Annotated in this window: 15 protein-coding genes; 8 read left to right on the top strand and 7 right to left on the bottom strand. The window is 72.6% G+C overall.

What is annotated here, in order from left to right:
• The gene (locus FK529_RS18160; protein ID WP_146563868.1) at window positions 1–1377 is read right to left on the bottom strand and encodes an L-serine ammonia-lyase; all 1377 of its coding nucleotides are present in this window, start codon (window positions 1375–1377) and stop codon (window positions 1–3) included.
• Between the two features lie 31 nt (window positions 1378–1408).
• On the opposite strand from FK529_RS18160, the gene FK529_RS18155 reads away from it, so the two are divergent.
• Window positions 1409–2491 (top strand): adenylate/guanylate cyclase domain-containing protein, encoded by a 1083-nt coding sequence (locus FK529_RS18155; protein WP_158635150.1) that lies wholly within the window; start codon window positions 1409–1411, stop codon window positions 2489–2491.
• A gap of 12 nt (window positions 2492–2503) precedes the next feature.
• Here the strand turns inward: FK529_RS18155 and FK529_RS18150 are convergent, their stop codons facing one another.
• Both FK529_RS18150 and FK529_RS18145 read right to left on the bottom strand, forming a co-directional pair.
• A complete protein-coding gene (locus tag FK529_RS18150) occupies window positions 2504–2821 on the bottom strand; it encodes a helix-turn-helix domain-containing protein (protein WP_146563864.1) in 318 nt (105 codons plus the stop codon).
• A 72-nt stretch (window positions 2822–2893) separates the two neighbouring features.
• Window positions 2894–3799 carry a LysR family transcriptional regulator gene (locus tag FK529_RS18145; protein WP_146563862.1) on the bottom strand — a complete coding sequence of 302 codons (906 nt, stop codon included), beginning with the start codon at window positions 3797–3799 and terminating at the stop codon, window positions 2894–2896.
• Between the two features lie 81 nt (window positions 3800–3880).
• Between FK529_RS18145 and FK529_RS18140 the strand changes: the two genes are divergently transcribed.
• Entirely contained in the window at window positions 3881–4837 is a 957-nt protein-coding gene (locus FK529_RS18140; protein WP_146563860.1) for a DMT family transporter, read from the top strand.
• Here FK529_RS18140 and FK529_RS18135 read toward each other — a convergent pair.
• A complete protein-coding gene (locus FK529_RS18135; RefSeq protein WP_146563858.1) occupies window positions 4740–5513 on the bottom strand; it encodes an alpha/beta fold hydrolase in 774 nt (257 codons plus the stop codon). The two genes, FK529_RS18140 and FK529_RS18135, sit on opposite strands and share 98 nt — an antisense overlap.
• 52 nt (window positions 5514–5565) lie before the next feature.
• Here FK529_RS18135 and FK529_RS18130 point away from each other — a divergent pair, with 52 nt between their 5' ends.
• The gene (locus FK529_RS18130; protein WP_146563856.1) at window positions 5566–7326 is read left to right on the top strand and encodes a GNAT family N-acetyltransferase; all 1761 of its coding nucleotides are present in this window, start codon (window positions 5566–5568) and stop codon (window positions 7324–7326) included.
• Window positions 7327–7346: 20 nt separating this feature from the next.
• Here the strand turns inward: FK529_RS18130 and ku are convergent, their stop codons facing one another.
• Window positions 7347–8159, bottom strand: coding sequence for a non-homologous end joining protein Ku (gene ku, locus FK529_RS18125; RefSeq protein WP_146563854.1), 813 nt, complete (start codon window positions 8157–8159; stop codon window positions 7347–7349).
• 283 nt (window positions 8160–8442) lie between these two features.
• On the opposite strand from ku, the gene FK529_RS18120 reads away from it, so the two are divergent.
• From FK529_RS18120 to FK529_RS18110, 3 genes are read left to right on the top strand one after another with little or no spacing between them, the layout of a single operon-like run.
• Complete coding sequence (locus FK529_RS18120; RefSeq protein WP_146563852.1) at window positions 8443–10806, top strand: ATP-dependent DNA ligase; 2364 nt, start codon at window positions 8443–8445, stop codon at window positions 10804–10806.
• Window positions 10807–10850: 44 nt separating this feature from the next.
• A complete protein-coding gene (locus FK529_RS18115) occupies window positions 10851–11708 on the top strand; it encodes a P1 family peptidase (RefSeq protein WP_146563850.1) in 858 nt (285 codons plus the stop codon).
• Window positions 11709–11725: 17 nt separating this feature from the next.
• Window positions 11726–12553, top strand: a complete 828-nt coding sequence (locus FK529_RS18110; RefSeq protein WP_146563848.1) for a chymotrypsin family serine protease — start codon at window positions 11726–11728, stop codon at window positions 12551–12553.
• A 12-nt stretch (window positions 12554–12565) separates the two neighbouring features.
• Here the strand turns inward: FK529_RS18110 and FK529_RS18105 are convergent, their stop codons facing one another.
• Complete coding sequence (locus tag FK529_RS18105) at window positions 12566–14053, bottom strand: bifunctional phosphatase PAP2/diacylglycerol kinase family protein (protein ID WP_146563846.1); 1488 nt, start codon at window positions 14051–14053, stop codon at window positions 12566–12568.
• 40 nt (window positions 14054–14093) lie between these two features.
• Window positions 14094–14969 (bottom strand): LysR family transcriptional regulator ArgP, encoded by an 876-nt coding sequence (locus FK529_RS18100; RefSeq protein WP_146563844.1) that lies wholly within the window; start codon window positions 14967–14969, stop codon window positions 14094–14096.
• Window positions 14970–15040: 71 nt separating this feature from the next.
• Here FK529_RS18100 and FK529_RS18095 point away from each other — a divergent pair, with 71 nt between their 5' ends.
• Window positions 15041–15652 (top strand): LysE/ArgO family amino acid transporter, encoded by a 612-nt coding sequence (locus tag FK529_RS18095; protein ID WP_146563842.1) that lies wholly within the window; start codon window positions 15041–15043, stop codon window positions 15650–15652.
• A gap of 206 nt (window positions 15653–15858) precedes the next feature.
• Window positions 15859–16509: an SDR family oxidoreductase gene (locus tag FK529_RS18090; RefSeq protein ID WP_146563840.1), complete on the top strand. Its 651-nt coding sequence runs from the start codon at window positions 15859–15861 to the stop codon at window positions 16507–16509.
• The last annotated feature ends 11 nt before the right edge of the window (window positions 16510–16520 follow it).

Here is a 16520-nt window from a genome sequence, read left to right as displayed (position 1 = left end):
TCAGCACTCGGGCACGTTCACGGCGAGGCCGCCGAGGGAGGTCTCCTTGTACTTCGACAGCATGTCGGCGCCGGTCTGGCGCATGGTCTCGATGGCCTGATCCAGCGAGACGCGGTGCGTGCCGTCGCCGTGCAGGGCGATGCGCGCGGCGTTGACGGCCTTCACTGACGCAATCGCGTTGCGCTCGATGCAGGGGATCTGCACGAGCCCGCCGATCGGGTCGCAGGTCAGGCCGAGGTTGTGCTCGATGCCGATCTCCGCGGCGTTCTCCACCTGCGCGGCCGTCGCGCCCATGACCTGTGCCAATGCTCCCGCGGCCATGGAGCACGCGGAACCCACCTCGCCCTGGCAGCCGACCTCGGCGCCCGAGATGGAGGCACGCCGCTTGTACAGCACGGCGATCGCGGCCGCCGTGAGCAGGTAATCGCACACCACCTGCTCGCGACGCGCGGCCAGCGACGACCGGAACTTCAGCGCGTAGTACAGCACCGCCGGCACGATCCCGGCCGCGCCGTTGGTCGGCGCGGTCACGATCCGGCCGCCGCAGGCGTTCTCCTCGTTGACGGCCATGGCCGCGACGTTGAGCCAGTCCATGGCGTCGGCACCGTCGGAATCGACGAGCCGGCGGTACAACCCGGGCGCGCGCCGCTTGACCCCGAGCCCACCGGGCAGCATGCCCTCGGCGCGGAAGCCTCGCTCGATGCAGGCCTCCATGACCTCCCAGATGTGCAGGAGTCCGGCGCGCACCTCGCGCTCGGCCACCTCCGACGGTCCGCCGTGCAGCGCGATCTCGTTCGCCAGCATCAGCTGCGGCACAGTGCGGCCGGTGCGCTCGCACGTCTCCAGCAACCCGGCGGCGGTGTCGAAGTCGTGGGGCACGCCGGGCGATCCGGCGAGCGGATCCACCGTGTCGGCGCCGGATTCGCGCTCGACGAAGCCGCCGCCCACCGAGTAGTAGACGGCCTCGTGCGTGGTGCCGTCGGCGAGTTCCGCCCGGAATCGGATGCCGTTGGTGTGCCGCGGCAGCACGGTGAGGGGGTGCAGCACGATCTGCTCGGCGCACAGCGGCACCTCGTCGCGGCCCCCCACGTACACGGTGCGGGTGACCTCGATCTCGGCGCCACGCTTCTCCACGTCGTCCGGATCGACGGTCTCGGGCCGGTTGCCCTCCAGCCCCAGCAGCACCGCGGCGAAGGTCCCGTGCCCGCGCCCGGTGGCCGCGAGCGAGCCGTAGAGATCGACGGTGACCGCACGCACCGTCGACGGCAGTTCCCGCAGCTCATCGGCGAAATCGGCGCCCGCCCGCATCGGCCCCACGGTGTGTGAACTCGACGGGCCGATGCCCACCGAGAACAGCTCGAACACACTGATCGTCACCCTGCCACCCTATGCCCCATACAGTGGACCCATGGCCGACACCGAAGATCTGGACATCGACGGTCTGCTCCTCCCGGGCGAACGCGAGTACACCTTCCGTGAGCTCGCGGAGTTGGGCGGCATCGACGTGGAGGACCTCCGCCTCTGGTGGACATCCGCGGGTTTCGCGAACCTGCGGGACGACGAACAGAAGGCGTTCACCCGGGACGATGTGGCGATCGTCCGGGACCTCGCCGACCTGTTCGCCCAAGACATCATCGACCGGGAGGCCGTACTCCCCGGCGCGCAGGCCCTCGGCCAAGCGATGTATCGGCTCGCGGAATGGCAGGCCGGCATCATTAAGGCGCACCTGGACAACGCTCACGACGCCGGTGTGAAGGACCCGTCGGCCGGGGTCGCCCAGGTCATCGACAAGATGGAGACCCTGCAGACTCACGTCTGGCGGCGACACCTCTCCACGGCCACGCGACGCCTGGGCACGCACGACTCGTCCGACTCCATGACCGCCACCATGGCCGTCGGCTTCGCGGACATGGTCGGCTACACCCGACTCAGCCGCGGACTCGCGGTCGAGCAACTCAATACCCTGGTGGCCACGTTCGAGGCGCGGATGCAGGCCGTGATCTACGGCGGCGGCGGATGGATCATCAAGGGCGGGGGCGACGAGGTGATGTTCGCGGCGGAGGATCCCGCGGCGGCCGCGCGCATCGGGCTCGAGCTGCAGGAGCCGCACCAGTTCCCCGAGCTGGAGGTCATCGAGATCGAGTTTCCGCAGCTGCGCGTGGGGATGGCCTACGGCGAAGTGCTGCAGCGCTACGGCGATCTGTTCGGCAGCGTCGTGAACCTGGCGGCGCGCCTGACCAGCGCGGCGCGCCCGGGGACGGTGCTCATCGACGACAACTTCACGCAGGCCATCGCCGACGAACCAGGACTCGCCACCCGCAGTCTGCGCGCCTACCGCGCCCGTGGCTTCCGCGCCGTGCACCCGCACCTGCTGCGCTACGACAAGGACACCCGCGCAGCGAAGGAGAGCGAGGCGGCGCAGGAGGCGGACACCACCGATGCCGCGGAAGCCCTCGCTGCGGGTGGCGACGAGGCGCCCGAGGAGTCGTAGAAGGCGCCGGGTTCAGGCTGCGGCGAGCGCGACGGGGCGCGGGCGGGCGCCCAGCAGCTCCCGGTGCACGCCGCCGACGAACTCGATCATCGATCCGCCGAGCGCGTCGCACACGCTGGCGAGGACCTCCGACGAGGCCTCTTTGCGTCCGCGCTCGACCTCGGAGAGGTACTGGGTCGACACACCTGCGTCGCTCGCCACCTCGGCGAGCGTGCGGCCCTGACGGGTGCGTTCCTGCCGCAGGACGCGCCCGAACACCTCGCGCAGCAGCGGGGGACGCGCGGCCTCCGCCGACTCGTGCGTCTCGATGCTCGCCACCCCGCTCGTCATACGCCTCAGCCTATCCGACCGGGCCTGCACCGGGCGGAGCGTTCACGGTCGGCGAAACCGGCGCGTCGCGGCTCACGGACGACGAGCTGCGGCCGCCGCCTCGCGGAGCAGGTGCATGGCCCTGCGCACCACGGGGTTCCGGCACTCGGAATCCTTGACGTAGGCGACGATGGTGCGCCGCGGCGCAGGATTGCAGATGTCGACCGCGACCGTGCCCGCCGGGAGCTCGGTGGCGCCGAGGCGGGGTAGCACGGTGACGCCGACGCTGCGCGCGACGAAACGCAGCGCCGACGGGTAGTCGGTGGTCTCGACCACGAACCGCGGCGTGAACCCCGCTGCGGCGCAGGCATCGAGTACGGCTTGACGGCACGCGCCGCGCCGCACGTCGTTGTCGATCCACCGCTCGTGTTCCAACTCGGCCATGTCCACCAGCTCCCGGTCCGCGAACGCGTGACCCGTCGGCACGACGGCGACGTAGGACTCCACCACGAGGTCCTCGTGGGAGAAGCCCGGCACCGCGGTCGTCTGCCCGTGCTCCTGCCGGACCGCGACGGCGAGATCCGGCCGACGAGCGGCGATCTCGTTCACCTCGTCCTCGATCCGCAGGCGCAGCCGGGTGTCGGGGAACTCGGCGCTCAGTGTCTGCACGACCGACGGCATCCAGTGCGTGCCCGCGGTGGCGAAGACGTTCATGGTGATCCGGTTCGCCTTGCCGGCCCGCAGGTCGTCGACGGTGGCGCCGAGGTCGTTGAGGCGGCTGAGCACCCCGTCGGCCTCGGTGGCGAGCACCCGCCCGGCGGGGGTGAGCTCCACGCCGCGTCCGACCCGTTCCAAGAGCGTGAGGCCCGTCTCCCGCTGCAGGGCGGCGACGTGCTGGGAGACGGCTGACGGGGTGTAGCCGAGGCTGGCAGCGGCGGCGGCCACGGAGCCCGTGGCCGCGACGGAGCGGAAGATCATGAGCCGGTGTGCGTCGAGCATGGCGCCTCCATTCAGTGTTACTGAATGATAGTGCAGAAATATGCGCTTGTGCTTACTTCAGGGCAGCCGCACAGTGAAGTCATGACGAAAAGACTCCCCGCCCTGGCCCTCGTGGCCGTGATGTTCGCCTGGGCCTCGGCCTTCGTGGTGATCCGCGGGCTCGGCCCGCACGTCTCCCCCATCGCCATGGCGGAGGGCAGGCTCCTCGTGGGCGCCGCCGTCCTCGGCGTGATCTGGGGGATGAACGCCCTGTACAACGGGGGTGTCCGGCTGCCCCGGGGCCGCACGCTGGCGCTGACCGTCGGCTACGGCGCGCTGTGGTTCGCGCTGTACACCGTGCTGGTCAACGCGGCGGAGCAGCACCTCGATGCCGGGACCACGGCGCTGCTGGTGAACATCGCGCCGATCATCGTCGCGGTGCTGGCCGGCGCCTTCCTGCAGGAGGGCTTCCCGCCGCTGCTCGTCGTGGGCATCGCGATCAGCTTCGCCGGGGCCGCGATCATCGCCTTCACCGGCGACGGACGGCACGACGGTGCCGGCGTGGCCCTCGCCGTCGCGGCGGCGCTGCTCTACGGCATCAGTGTGGTGGCGCAGAAGCTGGTGCTGCGCACCGTCGACCCCCTCACCGCGACCGCGCTCGGCGCGGGAGTCGGCGCGCTCGTGCTGCTACCCTGGGCGCCCCGCCTGTTCGACGAGCTCGCGGCCGCGCCGATGTCGAGCACCGTCGGCGTGATCTACCTGGGCCTCGTGCCCACCGCACTCGCGTTCCTGCTGTGGGCCTACGCGCTCGCGCACACCCCCGCCGGGGTCACCGCCTCGTCGTCGTACGCGGTGCCGGGCCTGTCCATCCTGTTGAGCTGGGCGTTCCTCGCCGAGACCCCCACCACGTGGGGCCTGCTGGGCGGCGTCCTGTGCCTCGTGGGCGTGGCCGTGTCGCGGCTCAGCCCGCGACGTCCCGGAGCAGGACCGACGGCCACCGCTGCACGTCCTGCGGGGACCGAGCGACCGACAGCGTCGCCCGCGGGAGCGTCCTGTTGAGCTCCTCGGCCGTCGAGACCGGGTGCGCCGGATCGTCGATCCAGGCCAGGACGGTGACCGGCACGTCGATACGGGCGATCTCCTCGAGCGCGGGGAGGTCGCTCGCCGCGGCGCCCCGGAACAGCGAGGGCAGGAGCGGCTCGGGGACGTCGGGCCGCGTCGACGGGTGCAGGGCGGTGGCCGCCGGCGGTACGGCACCCTCCCCCGCGGCGAGGAACTCCTCCACGCCGCGCTCCTCGATCAATGTTGCGGCGGCGCGGTACTCGGCAGCCTTCGCGACGCGGGTCGCCCAGGCGGTGGGCGGCACCATCAGCGTCAGCCCGCTGAACCGGTCGGGCTCGCGCACAGCGGCGTGCAGGAGCGTGCCGGTCCCCATCGACGGCCCGACGCCGTGCACCCGCTCCCCAGGGAACCAATGGTCCAGAAGCCGCAGCAGGTCGTCGGCGAGGTTCGGCCACCGATAGTCGTCGGGGACGGCGCGGCCCGTGGAGAACCCGTGCCCGCGCGCGTCGTAGCGCAGCAGCCGCGTCCCGCTCAGACCGCGGCCCAGGTCCAGGTCCAGCACCCGGTCGCGGGCGCGACTGGAGGTCAGTCCGTGCAACTGCACGACGGGGCGACCGTGCTCGTCGCTGAACTCGGTGGCGAGCTCTGCTCCCGGTACTCGGAACGTCGGCATAGGGCCTTCTCACAGCGCGCAGGTGGATGGAGAGAGGGCTAGGGTACCGCCCATGCGCCTGACCAACGTCGCCCACCTGCGCCTGCCCTTCGGCCGGCTGTACGGCTACGACGTCGCGGCGTCGGAACCCGGCGATGCCCTGCCGGTCTCCTTCGATCAGGCGCGGCACGTGGGCGGCGGAGACCGGCCGGGGTCGTGGATGGCGCTGTCCTTCCGGCTCCCCGACCCGGTGCCGCGCGAGCAGCTCGCCGCCGCCTGGCTCGCGGTGATCGCCCGCCACGGCACGCTGCGGACCGCGTTCCTTCCCGGGGCGGACGGCCCGACGCTGCATGAGATCTCGGTGCGCCCCGGGGCGTGGACCGAGCACCCGATCGGGCCTGGGCAGGCGGTCAACGACGCCCTGCGGGACGTGCTCGACGACGCCTGTTCGCCCTATCGCTCTCCGGCGCACCGGCTCTGCGTCCTGGAGACCGCCGCCGGACACACGGTGATCGTGGCCGCGGACCACTCGCACACCGATATGTGGTCGATGCTCGTGATCGCGCGCGACCTGCTCTCAGCGCTCGCGGACATTCGGGCGGGCCGAGCACCGTCGGCGGAGACCGTGCCGCCCTTCGTCGACCACACCCGGGCCCTGGCGGACCGCCCCGCCGCGCCCGAGGACGTGCGGCGCCGCTGGACCGAGATCATCACCGCCAGCGGCGGAGTCATGCCGCTGTTCCCGCTGCCGCTGGGCACCCCCGAGGCGCATCGGGAGCGCGTGGAGGTCCGCGACGTCTTCGGCACCGACGAGGTCGCGGCGTTCGCCGCTGCGGCGCGGGCCGTCGGCGTCTCCACGCTGTCCGCGACGGTGGCGGCGCTGACCCGCGTCACCCTCGATCTCGCCGGCGCGCCGCTGCGCGCCGTCTTCCCCGTGCACAGCCGCTACGACGAGACCTGGCACGACTCGGTGGGCTGGTTCATCACCAATTCGGTGCTGGACTCGCCGTCCGCGGAGCCGGCCGCTGCGGCGGAGGCGGTACGGGAGGCCGTGCGACTCGGGTCGTGGCCGCTCGCCGACGTGCTCGAGCAGTGGGGCGGGATGCCCGAGGCCCCCGGTATGTTCGCGATCTCGTGGCTCGACCTGCGCCGGCTACCCGTCCGCGTGGACGCGACCCGGCTCGACGCACAGTACGTGGGCGCGACCATTCGCACCGACGGCGTGATGCTGTGGTTCATCCTCGACGAGGGTGGACTGCATCTGCGCTGCCGTTACCCCGACACCCTCGAGGCGCGGGCGAACGTCGGGGCCTGGCTCGACGGGGTGGTCCGCGAGCTGCAGGCCCGCGCCTCCGTCGGAGGCGTGCTGCACGGCGTCGGCGGCGGCACCTACCGGATCGAGCGCGCGCGGCGCGACGACGTGCCCGCGATCGTCGCACTGCTCGCCGACGACGAGCTCGGCGCGACCCGCGAGTTGGGCGACGCCGCGGTGTACGACCGAGCATTCGAGCTGGTCACCCGCGACGACGCGCAGTACTTGGCCGTGGTGCGGGACGAGTCGAACGACGTCGTGGGGACGATGCACCTCACCGTGATCCCCGGCCTGTCCCGCGGAGGCGCGACCCGCCTGCAGATCGAGGGCGTCCGCGTCGCGCGCGACCATCGTTCGCTGGGCCTCGGCACCGCGATGATCGAGTGGGCGCACCACCACGGCCGCACCCACGGCGCCGTGCTGTCGCAGCTCACCACCGACGTCGTGCGCGAGCGGGCTCGCGCGTTCTACACCCGGCTCGGGTACCAATCAGAGCACGTGGGCCTCAAGCGAACGCTGTAGCCCGGCCGGCGCGGAGGTGATCACCCCGCCGCGCGCTTGCGCGCGGGCCGCTCGGTCTGCGCCTCCCTGTTCTTCACGGATGCCTTGAGCGCGGCCAGCAGGTCGGCGACCTCGTCGTCCTCGGCCTCCTCCTCGGGCGCCTCGGGGAACGCGGTGCCGCCCGTGGCCTTCGCCTCGATCAGCTGGCGAAGCTGCACCTGGTAGTCGTCCTCGTACTGCTCCGGGTCGAAATCCGTGGCCATCGAGTCGATGAGCGAGGCCGCCATCGCGAGCTCCTGCGGGCGGATCTTCACGTCCTCGGTGAGCGCGGGGAACTCCGGCGTGCGCACCTCGTCGGGCCAGAGCAGGGTCTGCAGCACCATGACGTTGCCGACCACGCGCAGCGCGCACAGCCGCGTGCGGTTGCGCAGCGTGAAGGTGCAGATCGCGAGGCGATCCGTCTCCTGCAGAGCCTGTCGCAGCAGCACGTAGGCCTTGGGCGATTTCGACGAGGGCTCCAGGAAGTAGGGCTTGTCGAACATGATCGGGTCGACGTCCTCGCGTGGCACGAACTCCGTGACCGCGATCTCCCGGTGCTTCTCCACCGGCATCGACTTGATGTCCTCCTTCGAGAGGACCACCGTGTCGCCGCCGTCGGACTCGTAGGCGTTCGCGATGTTCGAGAACTCCACCTCGTCGTCGGTGCCCTCGCGCACGCGCTTGTACCGGATGCGGACCCCGTCCTTCGAGTCCACCTGATGCGACTTCGCATCGTGGCTCTCGATCGCGGAGTACACCTTCACGGGCACGTTCACCAGCCCGAACGACAGCTCACCCGTCCATATCGCGCGCATGTGACCATTGTGACTGGTGTGAGCGTCGATTGCGAGAGGCGGCCGGCACTCCCACCGACCCCGCGACAGCCGCGCGACGGGTTCGGATCCGCCGCGCCGGGAGACTGATGCGCGGCGCGGCGGGCCATGCGTCCGATGCATGGCCTCTGACCAGCGATGTCACCGCCCGTCATGCGTCGGGCGCATACCCGAACGCATGACCTCAGCAAAGCCACGCCCCTTCCTCCGGGGTCCGCGCGCGGGCTCCTCCCCGCCGCAGGCGCGGGCACTCGATAATGGATCCATGGCGCAGACCCGGGAGAGCCGCGAGGTCGACGGCGTCGGCGTGCAGCTGACGAACCTCGACAAGGTGCTCTACCCCGCCACGGGCACCACGAAGGCCGAGGTCATCGACTACTTCCAGGCCATCGCGCCGTTCGCTCTCCCCCACCTGCGGGACCGCCCGCTCACCCGCAAGCGCTGGCCCAACGGCGTGGACAAGACGGCCTTCTTCGAGAAGCGGCTGCCGAGCCACGCGCCCGCGTGGATCCGCCGCAGCAGCCAGTTCCACTCCGACGGCGAGTCCCAGTATCCGGTCATCGAGAACGCCGCCGGCATGGTCTGGCTGGGCCAGCAGGCCGCGCTCGAGCTGCACGTGCCGCAGTGGGCGTTCGTGCCCGACGGTGCCGACCCCGACCGCCCGGAGGTGCCCGGCCCGCCGAACCGCCTCGTGCTCGACCTCGATCCGGGCCCCGACGTGACCCTCGACGAGTGCGCCGCCCTCGCCCTGCGCATCCGTGAGCTGCTCGCCGCGATGGACATGGACGGCTACCCCGTGACCAGCGGCTCCAAGGGCCTCCACGTCTACGCGCCCCTGCCCGGCGCCATCTCCGCGCAGGGCGCCCGCACGGTCGCGCATGCGATCGCCTCGCAGCTGGAGGCCGAATCGCCGGAGCTGGTCACGGCGTCGATGGCCAAGGACCGGCGCGGCGGCCGCGTCTTCGTCGACTGGTCGCAGAACAGCGCGTCCAAGACCACCGTCGCGCCGTACTCGCTGCGCGGCCGCGACCATCCCTGGGTCGCCGCGCCGCGCACCTGGGACGAGCTCGCCCGGCCCGGCCTGCGTCAGCTCGAGTTCGGGGAGGTCCTCGCGCGCGCCCGGGCCGACGGCGACCTCCTCGCCGGGCTCGACGGTGCCGGCGCCCCGCCTCCCGAGCCCGTCGACCTGGGCGAGTACCGGGCCAAGCGGGACGCGCGGAAGACGCCCGAGCCGTTCGGCGGCGCACCGTCGACCGGTGATCCGATCTTCGTCATCCAGGAGCACCACGCCCGGCGCCTGCACTACGACTTCCGCCTGGAGCACGACGGGGTGCTCGCCTCCTGGGCCGTGCCGAAGAACCTGCCCGACGACCCCGCGGTCAACCACCTCGCCGTCCGCACCGAGGACCATCCGATGGACTACGCGGACTTCGAGGGCAGCATCCCGAAGGGCGAGTACGGCGGCGGCGAGGTGACCATCTGGGACCACGGCACGTACGAGCTGGAGAAGTGGCGCTCGAACGAGGTGATCGTGACCCTGCACGGGAATCGACTGCAGAACAAGCGGTACGCACTGATCCGCACCGGCGACAAGAACTGGCTCGCGCACCTGACCAAGGACAAGTCCGCCCCCGCCAGGCCCGCCGCCGGGATCGCGCCGGATCCCATGCTGCCCACGGAATCCCCCATCGACGGGCTCTCCGCGGCGGACTGGGCGTTCGAGGGCAAGTGGGACGGCTACCGGATGATCGCCACGGTGCGCGGCGGCACGGTCTCCCTGCGCACCCGGTCGGGCCGGACGGTGACCGGCGAGTTCCCCGAGTTCGAGTCCCTGGCGGCCGATCTCGACGGGATGGAGGTGGTGCTCGACGGCGAGGCGGTGGTGCTCGATCCCGACGGCGTCCCGTCGTTCCACCTGATGGCGGGCGGACAGACCCGGTCCGGCGCCGTGCAGCTGTACCTCTTCGACGTGCTCTCGCTCAACGGCGTTGACCTGACGAAACGCCCCTGGACGGTGCGTCGCCAGGTACTGGACGGCCTTGCCCCGCTGCTCGAGCACGACACGGCGGTGAGCGTGCCGCCGCTCGTCGACGCCGCGACCGGGGCGGAGGCCGCGGCGCTCAGCGCCGAGCGCGGCTGGGAGGGGATCATCGCGAAGCGCCGGGACGCGCCGTACCTTCCCGGCCAGCGGGTGCGTGCGTGGCTCAAGCACAAGAACTGGCGCGACCTGCAGGTCGCGATCGGCGGCTGGAAGCCGGGGAAGGGCTCGCGCGGAGGCGGGATCGGCTCGGTGCTCGTGGGCCTGCCCGCCGAGACGGGACTCGTCTACCTGGGCTCGGTGGGCTCCGGGTTCAGCGACCGCGATCTGGCGGCGCTCGCGGAGGAGTTGGAGCCGCTGCGCCTGCGCCGCTCCCCCTTCACCGCCCCGATCGACGATCCCGAGGCCCGCGACGCCGTCTGGGTGCTCCCGAAAGTGATCGGCGACGTGCGGTACTCCTCGCTGCGCCGGGGCGGCCACCTGCGGCAACCGAGCTGGCGCGGCTTCCGGCGCGACCTGCTGCCCGGCGACCTGCCCTCCGCCGACGAGGCGCCGTGGGAGGGCCCCGAGGACGCGCCCGCCGGGACTTGATCCGCCGCCGCCCGCGCCCGGCGGCACCGTCGTAGCCTGACCGTATGACCGTCGTTCCGAGCGTCACCGTCCCCGGCGTCCGCGTCGGCCACGTCACCGACGCGGTGGCCCGCACCGGCTGCACCGTCGTGACCTTCCCCGACGGGACCGTCGGGTCCGGGGAGGTACGCGGCGGTGCCCCCGCCTCGCGCGAGTTCGACCTGCTCGCCCCCGAGCGTGCCGTCGAGGAGATCCACGCCGCGGTGCTCACCGGCGGCTCCGCCTTCGGCCTCGCCTGCGCCGACGGGGTGATGCGCCGCCTCGAGGAGGAGGGCCGGGGCGTTCAGACCGTGGCCGGCCCCGTGCCCATCGTCCCCACGCTGGCCCTGTTCGACCTGATGGTCGGCGATCCGACGGTCCGCCCGACCGCCGAGGACGGCTATGCGGCGGCCGCATCCGCCGCGGGCGAGACGCCGGTTCAGGGGCTCCTCGGCGCCGGTACCGGCGCCACCACCGGCAAGGCCCGCGGTCTGGAGAACCTCCACGACGCCGGCCTCGGGTACGCGGAGACCCGCGCCGGCGAGGTGGTCGTGGGCGCGCTGTGCGCCGTGAACGCCTTCGGCGAAATCGTCGACGGTCAGGCGGGAATCGCCGACTTCGGCGACTACGCGCCCTTCGGCGGCAACCGCCAGAACACCACCATCGGCGTGGTGATCACCAACGCGCGGCTCACCAAGGTCGAATGCCTCCTCCTCGCCCAGGGCGCCCACGACGGCCTGGCCCGCGCGATCGACCCGCCGCACACCCGCTTCGACGGCGACGCCTTCATCTCCGCCGCGACCGGTGCGGTCGCGGCGAAGGTCGACGTGGTGCGGGCCCTGGCGATCTCCGCCGTCGCCGAGGCGATCCGCTCACGGGCCTGACGCCCTAGTCTGAATCGATGACCGCCACCCGCCGCCCGCTGCGGGCCGTGGCGTGCGCGGTGGGCATCGCCCTGCTCGGCGGCTGCGCGGCGATCCAGCGCGACGAGGTGGCGGCTCCCGAGGAGCCCCCGAGTACGTCGACGGCCCCGGTGACGACACCCTCGGTCCGGCCCTACGACGTGGTGGCTCCGAACCTCAAGCCCACGACGGCGGCGAAACCCACGACCGGCGCGGGCATCACCACGTTCGCGGACCCGTTCGGCGTCTACGCGAGCGTCTGCACCCTGGGCTTCCTCGCCCGCTACCCCGGCGGCGAGGTCGTGGCGTTCACCGCGGGCCACTGCGCCGAGCTGGCCGGGAAGGCGCAGCCCGGCCGCAACCCCGTCGCCCGGTACCTCACGCCCGCGGGCGGGAGCACGCCGTTCGGCGAGTACATCAAGGCCACCCGCAGCACTCGCGGGCAGGACATCGCCATCATCCAACTGGAGGGGAGCGACGTCGCTCCGGTCGCGCGGGCGATCGGCCCCGTCCGGGGCGTGAGCGGCACCGAGGAACTGCTCGCGGGGCGGCCCGAGATCTGCGTCGTCGGCGCCCGCACCGGCCGGCACTGCGGCGTGCTCGAGGACGTGACCGGCACGCGCGTCAGGTGGGCGGGCATCCCCGCCGTGGAGGGCGACTCGGGCGGGCCGGTCTACGCCCGCTGGCCCGACGGGACGTTCACCGCCGTCGGCGTGATCAACACCGTGCACACTCGCACCGACGGCACCGGAACCGGCGGCGGCACGGGCACTCTCATCGCCGCGGACATCACCGCGAACGAGATGACGTTGCTGGGCGCCGCGTGAGCGGACCGGCGATCAGCGGGTGACGCTGGTGCCGAACACCCGCAACGCCCGGTAGTCGACGCGGAAGCGGGCGCGCGTGTGCAGCTCGCCGGCCTCCCCGTCGTGGGCAACCCGGAAGGGCTCGTCGGCCTCGATGGTGACGACGGGGGCCTGCAGCTCCCGGTAGACCCTGGAGTTGCGGATCCGGCCGCTGATCCACGACGCGAACAGGCGCGCCGTCGCGTGGCCGTGCCCGCTCTCGAGGTACCGCACGTCGAGCACGCCGTCGTCCAGCCGGCTGCGGCGGCCGGGCACGAAACTCGGCGCGCCGTACATGGAGTTGCCCAGGAAGAAGAACGAGACCGACGCGGGACGACCCTCGATCCGCACCTCCACCGGAGCGGCATGGCGGAGCACCCGGCGGAGCGCGCGCACCGTCGCGGCGACGCGGCCGATACGGCGGCGCTGGTACCTCGTACGGGCGCGGACGAACGCCGGGTAGGCGCCGATGCTCGCGGTGTTGAGCAGCAGCTTCTCGTCGTTGAGCCACACCACGTCGACGTGGGCGAGCCGGCCGGCCCGGATCGATTCCACCACGGCGGCGACGGTTTCGGCGCCGATGTCCTTCGCGAAGTGGTTGAACGTGCCCGCGGGGAAGACCGCGAGGGGCTTGCCGGCCGCGACGGCGTGCGCGGCCAGGGTCGCGACCGTCCCGTCGCCGCCCGCGACGCCGAGGAATTCCGCGCGGCCGGCGGCCTCGGAGGCGACGGCGTCGATGTCGGAATCCTCGGCGAGCTCGACGATCTCGGCCCCCGGAAGCGTGCTGCGGATCTCCTCCGCGACGCGGGTGCCGGTGCCGTCGCCGGACGCGGGGTTGAGCACCACGACGAGGCCGGCGCCGTCCGGATCCGTCGCGATCCGCTCGACCGTGGGCTCCGGCGTCATGGTGCGGCTGTCGTCGACCGGCGGCGCGAGGCGGGCGCCCGCGACCGCGACGCCCGCGCCCACCGCGAAACCCGCCAGTACGTCACCCGGGTAGTGGGCGCCGGTGGCGACCCGCGAGAGGCCCACCGCACCGGCGAGGCAGGCGAGCGCGTATCCGGCGGTGCGGTTCTCCAGCCCCACCCCGATCGCGAAGGCCGCCGCCGCGGCGGAGTGCCCGGACGGGAACGAGGTCGACGTGGGCTGGCGGCGTGCGCGTCGGGTCGGCACCCCGTCGTGCACCGGGCGGCGCCGCGGATAGATCCGCTTGAGCCCCTGGTTGACGATCAGGCTGGTGACGGCGAGTGAGGCTACGCCGCGGACCGCACCGCGCCGCGACGACAGGCCGCCCAGACTTCCGAGGCCGACGGCGAGCACCATCCACAGTTTGGAGTGGTCCGCCGCTGCCGACAGTGGGCGCATGGTGAGGTCGAGCAAGGGACTCGGCGAGACCGCGACGGCATCGAAGACGCGGCGGTCGAGATCGCTGAGGCCCTGGTGCAGCGTGGTGAGCGGGTGCGGCGCTGGGTGGTCGGGCATGAGCGCCAACGTACCCGCGTCTCGGCGGGTGCGCGGGGGATCAACGCAGGTGGACCGCGGCCGCGGCGTGGATCGCATCGGCGAGGCGCTCGGTGGCACGGGTGTGCAGCCGCCAGGACTGCCAGTACAGCTTCACGTCGACGGTGTCGTCGGTCAGCCGGATCAGGGCCCCATCGTCGAGGGCGTCGCCAATGTCCGCCTCGGGCAGGCTGCCCCAGCCGAGTCCGGCACGAACGGCGTAGGTGAAGGCCTCCGACGACGGGATTCGGTGCATCGGCGGCGACTCCCTGATCCCGCGACGGTGGAGCACCTTGGTCTGCAGCTCGTCCTTACGCAGGTCGAACTGCACGACGGGCATCTCCCGCCACCGCCACCGACCGCCCGACCGCCAGCGCGCCGCGAAGTCCGGCGTGCACACCGGCAGGTAGCGCATGATGCCGAGGTACTCCGCCGCGCAGCCCTGCACCGGCTCCGGATCGGTGGTGATGGCGCCCAGCACCGACCCCGCCCGCAACAGGTCGGCGGTGTGGTGCTCGTCGTCGACCGCGAGCCGCAACAGCGGCCCGTCGGGCAGGGCCGCCACCGCGTCGATGACATCGCGGAACCAGGTGGCGAGGGAGTCCGCGTTGACGCCCACGTCGAGCACGGCCGAGGGTGCTGCCCCACCCGCGAGCCGGCCCAGCGCGTCGGCCTCGAGCGAGGCGACGCCGCGGGCCAAGCCGAGCAGCACCTCGCCCTGCGCGGTCGGGCGGCAGGGCCCCTCGCGGGTCACGACCACGTGCCCGACCTGCTGTTCCAGCGCGCGGATCCGCTGGCTGACCGCCGACTGCGTGATGCGCAGGCGGGATGCCGCCGCACCGAAACTCTCCTCGTCGACCACCGCGACGAGGGTCTCCAGGTGGTGCCCGCTCAACATGAAGCGATTCTAATGGGTGATCTGCTTCTCGCATTGGCACTTATGGATGTGGCAGCCATAGCGTCGACGTCATGACCCCAGCACTCCTGGCAGGCCTCGGGCTCGGCCTGTCCCTCATCGTGGCGATCGGCGCGCAGAACGCCTACGTGCTGCAGGTGGGCGTGCGCGGACGCGGGCTCGGCCCCGTCGTGGCGGTGTGCATCGTCTCCGACGTCGCGCTGATCCTCGCCGGGGTCGCGGGCCTCGGCGCCGCGGTCTCGGGCCGGCCGCTGCTGATGGAGGCGGTGAAGTGGGCGGGCGTCGTGGTGCTCACGGGCTACGGCCTGCGGTCGCTGTGGTCGGCGCGCCGGTCGGAGGGGCTCGTCGCCGGCGGCGACGGCGCCGCCTCGGTCGCGGCCATCGTGACCGGGGCACTGGCGCTGACCTGGCTCAATCCGCACGTCTACCTGGACACCGTGCTGCTGCTCGGCTCGGCGTCCACCCGCTACGCCGGCGACCGGTGGTGGTTCGCGCTCGGCGCGGTCGTCGCCAGTGTCGCCTGGTTCTGCTTGCTCGGCTTCGGCGCCCGCCGCCTGGCCGGCGTACTCGGGCGGCCCGGCGTGTGGCGGGCCATCAACGCCGGGATCGGCCTCCTGCTGCTGCTTCTCGCCGCCCGCCTCGCGACCATGCCTCTCGGCGGCTGACAGGGCTCGGGTTGCGGGTGGACCCCGTGGCGAGCCGAGCGGGCCCGAACGAAGGCATGCTCTCGGCTGAGGCCATGCGTCGCACGCATGGCTGCGCTCCACGTGTCTACGCTCCCTCCACCCGAGACGCCACGAAGTCCGATCTCCGTGGCCGTCGCCGCGCCGGGCGGACTCGGGCACTCCGCCGAGCGCGTACGTTGGTTCGTATGGCAGCTGTCACGATCATCGGAGGACACGGCAAGATCGCGCTCATCCTGGCGAGCGTCCTGAGCTCCCGCGGCGACGTGGTCACCTCGTGGATCCGCAATCCGGAGCACGCGGCGGACGTCTCCGCGACCGGGGCGCAGCCCCTCGTCCTGGACGTCGAGAACGCCTCGCGCGAGGAGCTCGCCGCGGCCCTGCGTGGCGCCGACGCGGTGGTCTTCTCCGCGGGCGCGGGCGGCGGAGACCCCGAGCGCACCTACGCGGTGGACCGCGACGCCGCGATCCGCTCGGTCCAGGCCGCGGAAGCGGCCGGGGTCCGGCGCTACGTCATGGTCTCCTACCTGGGCGCCGCCCCCGATCACGGTGTCCCGGAGACGGACGCCTTCTTCCCCTACGCGGAGTCCAAGGCCGCCGCCGACGTGGCCGTCCGCGCCTCGGACCTGGACTGGACGGTGCTCATGCCGGGCCGCCTCACGCTCGACGAGCCCACGGGGCGGGTCGATCCCGCGGCGGTGCGCGCCGCGGACAACCCCGGGACGTCGCGCGCGAACGTCGCGCTGGTGGCCGCGTCCGTCCTGGACCGGGCCGACACCATCGGGAAGGACCTCCCCTTCACCGACGGTCCCGTGGCGATCGAGAACGCCTGGACGTAGAGACGAGTCGG

This window comes from Tsukamurella asaccharolytica (assembly GCF_007858435.1).
Lineage (GTDB): Bacteria > Actinomycetota > Actinomycetes > Mycobacteriales > Mycobacteriaceae > Tsukamurella > Tsukamurella asaccharolytica.
The sequence above is the reverse complement of the archived record's forward strand: the minus strand, read 5'-3'. Positions and strand labels throughout refer to the sequence as shown.

What these genes read in the sequence shown, in the direction of transcription:
- FK529_RS18105 (WP_146563846.1), bottom strand. Translation starts at nt 14,053, where the DNA reads ATGCCCGACCACCCAGCGCCGCACCCGCTCACCACGCTGCACCAGGGC.
- FK529_RS18130 (WP_146563856.1), top strand. Translation starts at nt 5,566, where the DNA reads ATGCGCCTGACCAACGTCGCCCACCTGCGCCTGCCCTTCGGCCGGCTG.
- ku (WP_146563854.1), bottom strand. Translation starts at nt 8,159, where the DNA reads ATGCGCGCGATATGGACGGGTGAGCTGTCGTTCGGGCTGGTGAACGTG.
- FK529_RS18110 (WP_146563848.1), top strand. Translation starts at nt 11,726, where the DNA reads ATGACCGCCACCCGCCGCCCGCTGCGGGCCGTGGCGTGCGCGGTGGGC.
- FK529_RS18100 (WP_146563844.1), bottom strand. Translation starts at nt 14,969, where the DNA reads ATGTTGAGCGGGCACCACCTGGAGACCCTCGTCGCGGTGGTCGACGAG.
- FK529_RS18150 (WP_146563864.1), bottom strand. Translation starts at nt 2,821, where the DNA reads ATGACGAGCGGGGTGGCGAGCATCGAGACGCACGAGTCGGCGGAGGCC.
- FK529_RS18155 (WP_158635150.1), top strand. Translation starts at nt 1,409, where the DNA reads ATGGCCGACACCGAAGATCTGGACATCGACGGTCTGCTCCTCCCGGGC.
- FK529_RS18095 (WP_146563842.1), top strand. Translation starts at nt 15,041, where the DNA reads ATGACCCCAGCACTCCTGGCAGGCCTCGGGCTCGGCCTGTCCCTCATC.
- FK529_RS18115 (WP_146563850.1), top strand. Translation starts at nt 10,851, where the DNA reads ATGACCGTCGTTCCGAGCGTCACCGTCCCCGGCGTCCGCGTCGGCCAC.
- FK529_RS18120 (WP_146563852.1), top strand. Translation starts at nt 8,443, where the DNA reads ATGGCGCAGACCCGGGAGAGCCGCGAGGTCGACGGCGTCGGCGTGCAG.
- FK529_RS18140 (WP_146563860.1), top strand. Translation starts at nt 3,881, where the DNA reads ATGACGAAAAGACTCCCCGCCCTGGCCCTCGTGGCCGTGATGTTCGCC.
- FK529_RS18090 (WP_146563840.1), top strand. Translation starts at nt 15,859, where the DNA reads ATGGCAGCTGTCACGATCATCGGAGGACACGGCAAGATCGCGCTCATC.
- FK529_RS18135 (WP_146563858.1), bottom strand. Translation starts at nt 5,513, where the DNA reads ATGCCGACGTTCCGAGTACCGGGAGCAGAGCTCGCCACCGAGTTCAGC.
- FK529_RS18145 (WP_146563862.1), bottom strand. Translation starts at nt 3,799, where the DNA reads ATGCTCGACGCACACCGGCTCATGATCTTCCGCTCCGTCGCGGCCACG.